Genomic DNA, 8,889 nt, shown 5'->3' with positions numbered 1-8,889 from the left:
ATTTTCCGAATGTCACGGCATAAAAATAGACCAAGCCCCACCATGGCAATGTGATGTCTCTAATTTGACGTTCGTTGTAGCCGCCTTCAGATGGGTCTAACGTTCTAAGCTCAGAGGGTTTACGGGACCGCAACACTTTACTGGACACATGATGATTATTGCAAGTAAATGGGAAGTGCACACCTTTTCTAGCCATTTGAGACCAAAAGCCTTGCTGATTCCCCAGCGCTTGCGGCCGGATGTGCTGAGAGTTATACGGGGTATTTTTCATGGTTATTTTCAATCTATCTTCGGCGTTAACGATTCCCAGAGTGAGAATACACGCTAAATAGACTGGGCAATAATTGGCCTGATTATGAGATATTACCTCCATAAAAAAGCACGCCGAGATGGGCGTGCTTATTATGCGTTAGGCAGAAGCCGTGTTTGGTGTGGTTGCTATAGAATCAGTGGTAGGGATCGGTATAACTTCACCCAATGGTGGCTCTGAATTTTGCTTCTCAACAATTTTCGTCACTGCTTGTTCAAACGCTTCATCATCCATACTGAACCAAAAATCTGGCTTTCGATGATGCGCCTTATCATAAGCAACGGTTGCACTGTCTTTATGGCGAAAAGGCTCATTCATTGGAATGTCGGGTAAAGGCTGGCTTACATCCATATACGCTTGGATCATGTTCCATAAGCGTTGGTATTCATCAAGATCTCTTGAACCATTAATAAAACGACCAATGGGAACTCCATGTTTGTAACCATTATAACGATGAACAAGAAACAGTTGATAATTAATAAAACCTTGTGGGGTTGGCGATGTTGTCAGGTAGCAATCAAACTCAACAAAAGGGTGACTAAATCGCACCTTATTACCGAAGCCATGCAATGTGACCATGCCCGTTTCTCGGCTTAATGAAAATAAGGTTTTAATGGGTAATTTTCCATTAAAAAAAGAGAAAGACCACCAAATGAGTAGACACACCACAGATATACAGATTAACCCAAGATAAGCTGTATTAACGTCACTTTGTGGGGCTTTAGTAAAAATATTCACCATACCAAAAACCAAAAAAGCTAACGGCATCATAATTATTGCGGTACCTTTCGCAAAAGTCACTGCGTAAAAATAGACCAAGCCCCACCATGGGAAAGTGATGTCGTGAATTTCACGCTCACTGTATATATCACTCTCAAATGTCTTAAGCTTTTTCAGTTCAGAGGGGGTACGGGACCGCAGCTCTTTTTCTGGCACATGATGATTGTTACGAGTAAATGGGAAGTGTACACCTTTTCTGGCCATTTGAGACCAAAAGCCTTGCTGATTCCCCGGCGCTTGCGGCGGAATGTGCTGAGAGTTATAAGGGTTATGCTTCATGGTTATTTTCTATCTTTCTTCGGCGTTAACGATTCTCAGAGTGAGAATACACGTTAAATAGACTGGGCAATAATTGGCCTGATTATGAGATATGACCTCCATAAAAAAGCACGCAGATTATTATGCGTTAGATCGTTTACTCATTCATATCGTGTTAACGTGATTTTGGATTAGTTTTTATAATGTTTTAATGTAATGGTTTGACGAATCATATAAAACTAAAACGCCTCACAGATTTCTGTGAGGCGATAGGCCAATATTAATGAAGCTGGTCAACAGTAAAATGCTTAGATGTATAAACCTTATTTACCTTGTCCCAAGGGATAGGGGTTAAGGTTGCGTTAGCCTTTTTAGCTCTTTTTTTTACATATTCTGTTGCTTGGAAATATTGTTTCGATGTGATTGAATTATAGTCAGTATCAGGCATGCTAGTTGGCGATAGTTCAGTAACGTACGTATATTTGCCACATCCCTCTAGCCACACTTTCACTTGTCCATTTGGTAGAAAACCAAAATCAAATTGACTTTGATAGCAAGCTCGTTTTATTCCATCTGGTCGAATGTAACTTTGCTTTTTATAGGCCAGCGCTTTCATTTTTGGGGTGACATCTAATTCAGTAATATAGAACTTCGCATCAAAAAGGGATGTCCAGTAAAGCACGACTTTATCGGGTAGATGATTTGTATATTGTACTTGAGAGTAACTAGCTGTTGTAAAAAGATGAAGTGGTAATCCATAACCATCATAGTTGGGTAAATACTCTTTCACACGCTTTAATGCACTTACAGTCATAAATTGACTATGAGTATGCAATATAGAAGTCCAATCTTCTTGCGTGTTTATACCATATGCTTTAGTGACTCTGACAGGGTAAAGTGATGGCATTGTATAACCAACTCTCCAATTTGGAACTTCATCAGGTACGCGTTCTCTATTTATCATGCTACAACCAGCCAGTAATAGGCAGAATACTCCTGTTGATATGATCTTTTTCATTTACTGTCCTTGTGTAATGAATGCTGAATCTAGCTCTTTCATTGAGCGCCTCACAGATTTCTGTGAGGCGATAGGCCAATATTAATGAAGCTGGTCAACAGTAAAATGTTTAGATGTATAAACCTTATTTACCTTGTCCCAAGGGATAGGGGTTAAGGTTGCGTTAGCATTTTTAGCTCTAATATTTAACTCGTCTTCATAATCATGCTTGTAGGCAGTTGATGAATTTCCGTTATAGTCCGTTTCGGGTGTGCTCGTTGGTGACAGCTCAGTAACGTACGTATACTTGCCACACCCTTCTAGCCACACTTTCACTTGTCCATTTGGTAGGAAACCAAAATCAAATTGACTTTGATAGCAAGTACGTTTTATTCCATCTGGTCGAATGTAACTTTGCTTTTTATAGGCCAGCGCTTTCATTTTTGGGGTGACATCTAATTCAGTAATATAGAACTTCGCGTCAAAAAGGGATGTCCAGTAAAGCACGACTTTATCGGGTAGATGATTTGTATATTGTACTTGAGAGTAACTAGCTGTTGTAAAAAGATGAAGTGGTAATCCATAACCATCATAGTTGGGTAAATACTCTTTCACACGCTTTAATGCACTTACAGTCATAAATTGACTATGAGTATGCAATATAGAAGTCCAATCTTCTTGCGTGTTTATACCATATGCTTTAGTGACTCTGACAGGGTAAAGTGATGGCATTGTATAACCAACTCTCCAATTTGGAACTTCATCAGGTACGCGTTCTCTATTCACCATGCTACAACCAGCCAGTAATAGGCAGAGCATCCCTGTTGATATAATCTTTTTCATTTACTGTCCTTGTGTAATGAATGCTGAATCTAGCTCTTTCATTGAGCGCCTCACAGGTTTTTGTGAGGCGGTAAACCAATATTAATGAAGCTGATCTACAATATAATTCTTTGATGTATATATCTTATTTACCTTATCCCAAGGGATAGGCGTTAAGGTTGCGTTAGCCTTTTTAGCTCTTTTAAGTACAGAGTTTCTTGTCTGGTTATGATCAGAGTAAGTACTTCCGTTATAGTCCGTTTCGGGTGTGCTCGTTGGCGACAGTTCAGTAACGTACGTATATTTGCCACAACCCTTAAGCCATACTTTCACTTGCCCATTTGGCAGGAAACCAAAATCAAATGTCGTTTGGTAGCAAGCTCGTTTTATTCCATCTGGTCGAATGTAACTTTGCTTTTTATAGGCCAGCGCTTTCATTTTTGGGGTGACATCTAATTCAGTAATATAGAACTTCGCATCAAAAAGGGATGTCCAATAGAGCACGACTTTATCGGGTAGATGATTTGTATATTGTACTTGAGAGTAACTAGCTGTTGTAAAAAGATGAAGTGGTAATCCATAACCATCATAGTTGGGTAAATACTCTTTCACACGCTTTAATGCACTTACAGTCATAAATTGACTATGAGTATGCAATATAGAAGTCCAATCTTCTTGCGTGTTTATACCATATGCTTTAGTGACTCTGACAGGGTAAAGTGATGGCATTGTATAACCAACTCTCCAATTTGGAACTTCATCAGGTACGCGTTCTCTATTTATCATGCTACAACCAGCCAGTAATAGGCAGAGCACCCCTGTTGATATAATATTTTTCATTTACTGTCCTTGTTTACATTCGAATATTTGACGACAGGCAATACTGCCATCGTTATTATAAAATGGATGATTAGCTATCCCCCCATCAGCAGAATGGTGAATCAGCTCGTTTTGCATAAAATCGTGTAAACGTTCATCGTTACACAATGATTTAATAATTTTATCTATTTCCCCATTTTTAGCGTCTTGTAAGATTGTTTCGCAATCTCGACCAAAAGGGATAGAGCCTACTGTTTGAGGAACGATATAGGTAGGAAAATCTTTGTTGTTCCATATAGTCTTATCCTCGACCTTATCATCCAATGGCACCCCATAATGGCAGGCTAGGCCGTACATAAGGCGTAAATACAATCGAGAAAGGTCGCCCTGTACAACGCGGCGGTAATATAATTTGGTTGATATCTGCTTCTGATTTTTGCCCCAGTTTGTTACATAGGTGCGCGTCATAAAATGACTCTCTTTCCAGCCCATTGCGATTTCTTTTTCTTTGTGTTGTTGAAGATAATCTTCAAAACGTGTCTGGATTTTGCGCAATTCACTATTATCGAAACGACCTCTTTGAGTCAGCGTTTTCACACACTTATTTTCCAGGAGCGGTAATAGGTAACCTTTATCGAATGTCGCAGATGCATAATAACCTCCGCCGATGTCTGAGTGACACCCCGGGACTTCAAGTTCAATAAAATTAGACGCCGAGTTAAATTTATTGAGACAGAAATTGTAACGGTATTCCGCTTTTCGATGGGCCGTTAAGTGAACGGCATGTTTAACACGAGCGGGGTCTAACCATAATTTCACGTTTCCCGTTTTGTCATTATGTGGTGAGAAATCACCTGTCATGAAGTTTGTGATTGCTGCGACAGTATCAAAAATGCCCGCGAAGGTGATTTCACAATAGCGATTGTCTTGCCAGTCAAAGTTAACAGCAAAGTTGATGTTATTATCTTGACAAGCTTGTGTTATTTGAGACGCAAAAATACCTTCAACGCCTTCTAACACAAGGTTGATGAAATGTCGTGCCGCCGCTGCGCCTCGACTAAATCCCCACACATCTAATTCAATCTTTTTAATACCATCAATTTGATTAATATATTCACTTATTAAAGTAATGCTATCACTTAATTGCTTAATCCCAGTTTCTGCTTTTTGAGTGACACCATAATCGCCAATGCCGAGTCCTTGACCAACTAAAGATTCATCAGCAGGAGCAATATCAGTGCTGTTACCAGTGCCAATTCCCGTTACATATTCACTATGATAGGCAATTCGCTCTTTTATATTTGAGGTTAATATTGTCGGATAACGTTCAAATAATTTCTGAATATTTGTATGTTCATTAGCAGCGCTACTGGTAACGTCATAAACCTCGACACACTGGTTTTCATCAGGTTTATTTTCAACAGGGATGCAAAATTTTTCATTTTGAGGAAATTGAAAGCATCGGTCATCTAAATCTTTTATCGGAACTGAACCATTATGGCTAGCAGTTTCAAAACGCGATTGCCACAATGGGTTATAACGCTTAATTTGCTCGAGCCCCCAATCAGAGCTGTATGTGTTATTGGCTGTACCATCGAAAAACATGCCGACCCGAAGGGTTATATAATTAAACCCCTTGATTTTGATAACATAACTATTATTCGTAATTAATGTTATCTCACCTTCAGCTTCAGCGACGTGTTTAGGTGGAAGCATTTGTCCGGATTGAAGTTCAACAAAGTCTCCAGCTGTGGCTGTAATGAGCTTTTTGGCACAGCGGTCATAGCCTACATATTCAAGGCGTTTACTGACCGTTTCCTCTTCCGCCTCTTCAAGTGATGTTCGTTGTTGTGATTCATTTAACCATGCAACATTATCAAACATTAACGTGACTGGGCCTGGGGCCAGTGTTTTCACTAGAGTCGGCTGATCTTTGAGCTGTATCTTAATGGTGGCACCGGAAGCATCAGTCAATTGACCATGGATATTTTTAAAAGGCACGTTGTGTTCATCGACGAATAGAAATTCAATCCAATTCTCTGAACGTTCACATGGGATACAAAATGGACTTGCGCCTGTAGGACTACTCATGAGATTTTCCCTAACCAATATTGCAGCTCTTTTTGCTCATCCCTGTCTAAACGTAATTGTTCTATGACCAAAGATGAGGGTGTGTGGGTTGTAACTATCAATTGAGCGATGGTCCAAAACTCTAATGACTCTCTTTCTATCGATAGGCTACCTTGATGAAATAAAGCCGTTAAATCCGACTCTTTCTTACTCAACTTTTCCATTAATTCAGGTACGTTTTGCCAAAGTCTCCTTGAGACACAATAAGCGTGGTTATTAATGTTATAAAGTTCAGAAAAGTCTTCATCGTTGAGTACCCACCATGGTGCTTGTTGAAGAGAAAATTGATCTGGATAAGGATTTTCCAAACAGGTTTGTTCGCCATTGATTGTCATATAAACACGATGTGCAGCCCCCAGAAAAAGTACACGACGCTCTAAGGTACTTTTTTGATATACCGCATTAAATATGTCTGGGTCATAAAAGCGAAACATGACACTTTCACCTTGATAGCCAGCCATTAACAGTGAGCGTAAATGGGCAATCAACATTTCATACGAGGGGGCTTCAAACATGATACCTTTAGTCAATAACGCTTCATTTAAGCTCTTATGGTTGTTCGTGGTTTTAATGACCCATGGAGACACATCGACCAGATTATGAAAATGGTCAGTCGTAAATAAAGGCTCTGCACTTTCCAAATAGCTGGCATTAGAGTTTAAGACTTCTTTATATGATTCATGATTAACAACCCAATATAACGGGTGAATATTTTCTATTTTGCTCAACATTCGCTTTTCTCCGCCAGAGGGCAGGCTTTTACCAATGGTACATTGGCTTTTTCTGCTTTCATAAATGCGGCAATGGGGACTGTTACTGTCGGTGCTAATGTTGTTGCAAGTTCAACTTCTCCCGGAAGTAACGGAGCAATACCGCCATACCCCGTACCACTGCCCGCACTGCCGCCTGAATTGAGATTAATTGCAGCACCTGATATCGATACACCTGAAGCATCTATTTTGACAAAGCTACCGCCTGCTTTAAGGGTTAATTCAGCGCCAGCTTCAATGACAATTTTGCTGCCTGCTTTGAGATGCACTTCGTTACCCGCATCGAGCAGTAAGGCTTTACCTTGTTTCATGTGTAAGCTGCCATCAACCGCAAGCGTATAGTTGCCTTTGGTGTGTTGGCGACTTTCACCCTCAACAGTTAAATGGTCATTAGTTTTAATATGACTAAAACGTTCATTTTCTACATTCAGGTGTAAATTGTGTTTGATGTCGTCTCTGCGATCGTTTTCCACCAACATGTTCACGTCTTTTTGCGCGTGAACATAGATTTCTTCTTTGCCTGCTTGGTCTTCAAAGCGCAGCTCGTTATAGCCATCCCCTTGGTGCGTTTCCGTACGTAATACCGTGCGGGTTTTATTCGCCGGTAACGGGTAAGGAGGCTTGTTGGTCGCATGGTAAGTGCGGCCTGTGATAATCGGTTGGTCTGGGTCACCTTCTAAAAAACTAACAATGACCTCGTGACCAATACGGGGTAGTGCGAGCATGCCATATTGGCTCCCCGCCCAACCTTGGGAAACACGTATCCAGCAACTCGCATTATCATCACTGTTACTGTATCGGTCCCATGGGAACTGGACTTTCACGCGGCCGTATTCATCACAGTAAATCTCTTCGCCTTCAGGGCCTACAACCATCGCAATTTGTGGGCCGTCTACACGAGGTTTAGCGGTGTAGGGTGCTCGCCATGGACGATGACCGGGAATCACCATAAAATCGTTATTGTAGGTCGTGGCGCCGTGCCCGCCTGCTTCTTCTAATGCTTGTGGTTGAGTCCCCTTATGGTTAACCGCCACCACGATCCATTCGGCATTACATTGCTCATCATCGTGTTCTTGCAAGGCAAAGTTCACCCCAGCAATTAAACCGTGGGTGTTACTTTCACCGTAGGCCGTATTGGCATCACGACGTAATGATTCGAGTCGAAAAGAAGTAAACGGCTTACCAGTGGCATCATCTTTGTAACGCCCTGGGTAATCGTAATGTTCGTAATTGGCTTGCTGGTAATCGGCTTCTTTCGCATTGGCCGTTTGTAAGAAGCTATAAGCCGGCTTTTTAAAACTGTAATCTTTGAGTTGCGCAGATGATGGGCGCATTTGCGTATGACGAGCAAAGGTGCGCACAAAAGGCACGCCACTTTGCCCACCACTGCGGCTGTTATAGGGCAGTGGTTCCGTCAGTCGAGCGACACTTTGAGTGTCATCAGAAAAGCGCAGGGTATTCTTTTTATTCTCATGGACAAAGCTGTAAAACAGGCCTTCTTCTGCGGCAATGCGGTCGATAAAGGCCAAATCTGTTTCACGGTACTGGACGCAATATTCACGCGGCACGTAATCTCGCGTTAAAACGAAATCAACATCAGTAATCCCTAATTCTTGTAATATCACCGAGATAATTTCAGGCACCGTTTGTGTTTGAAAGATACGGCTATTATGGCGCAACGCGAGGCGGGCTGCTGGCGGTACAAACTCTACCTGATACAAGGTGTGGTGATGGCCTGTGTCACCTTGGGTAAAACGTCGAATAATGCCATGCCATTGCTGTTGCTGCTCACCGTCTCGCCAGACCGTGAGCGTGGCGGTGTTATCGACGGTCTCTTGCGGCGTATAGGCAGGGTGACGACTGGCTAAGTCGATGGTAAAGGCGAAAGGCAAAGACAGGCTATCAGTGCCTGAAAATTGCGTGACGGCAAAGGCATCAGCATCTAGCCCATCGACTTCAAATGTAAATTGCAAACCCGTTTTTGTTGCCATACTGACCTCGTG

7 protein-coding genes are annotated in these 8,889 nt (G+C 41.6%); all 7 read right to left on the bottom strand.

What is annotated here, in order from left to right; genetic code table 11:
• Window positions 1-409: 409 nt before the first annotated feature.
• The 7 genes from C9J38_RS21215 to tssI all read right to left on the bottom strand — a co-directional run bounded on the left by C9J38_RS21215 (window position 410) and on the right by tssI (window position 8,877).
• Entirely contained in the window at window positions 410-1,369 is a 960-nt protein-coding gene (locus C9J38_RS21215; protein ID WP_107208787.1) for a hypothetical protein, read from the bottom strand.
• A gap of 259 nt (window positions 1,370-1,628) precedes the next feature.
• The gene (locus C9J38_RS21210; protein WP_107208786.1) at window positions 1,629-2,366 is read right to left on the bottom strand and encodes a DUF2931 family protein; all 738 of its coding nucleotides are present in this window, start codon (window positions 2,364-2,366) and stop codon (window positions 1,629-1,631) included.
• 81 nt (window positions 2,367-2,447) lie between these two features.
• The gene (locus C9J38_RS21205; protein WP_107208785.1) at window positions 2,448-3,188 is read right to left on the bottom strand and encodes a DUF2931 family protein; all 741 of its coding nucleotides are present in this window, start codon (window positions 3,186-3,188) and stop codon (window positions 2,448-2,450) included.
• Window positions 3,189-3,269: 81 nt separating this feature from the next.
• A complete protein-coding gene (locus tag C9J38_RS21200) occupies window positions 3,270-4,007 on the bottom strand; it encodes a DUF2931 family protein (protein WP_107208784.1) in 738 nt (245 codons plus the stop codon).
• Window positions 4,008-6,077: a phospholipase effector Tle1 domain-containing protein gene (locus C9J38_RS21195; RefSeq protein ID WP_107208783.1), complete on the bottom strand. Its 2,070-nt coding sequence runs from the start codon at window positions 6,075-6,077 to the stop codon at window positions 4,008-4,010. It abuts the gene before it with no gap.
• Window positions 6,074-6,847 (bottom strand): DUF4123 domain-containing protein, encoded by a 774-nt coding sequence (locus C9J38_RS21190; RefSeq protein WP_107208782.1) that lies wholly within the window; start codon window positions 6,845-6,847, stop codon window positions 6,074-6,076. The genes C9J38_RS21195 and C9J38_RS21190 overlap by 4 nt, the downstream gene beginning before the upstream one ends.
• A complete protein-coding gene (gene tssI, locus C9J38_RS21185; RefSeq protein WP_107208781.1) occupies window positions 6,841-8,877 on the bottom strand; it encodes a type VI secretion system tip protein VgrG in 2,037 nt (678 codons plus the stop codon). Before tssI ends, C9J38_RS21190 begins: the two co-directional genes overlap by 7 nt.
• Window positions 8,878-8,889 lie beyond the last annotated feature (12 nt).

This window comes from Photobacterium sp. GB-210 (assembly GCF_003026075.1).
Classification (GTDB): domain Bacteria; phylum Pseudomonadota; class Gammaproteobacteria; order Enterobacterales; family Vibrionaceae; genus Photobacterium.
The sequence above is the reverse complement of the archived record's forward strand: the minus strand, read 5'-3'. Positions and strand labels throughout refer to the sequence as shown.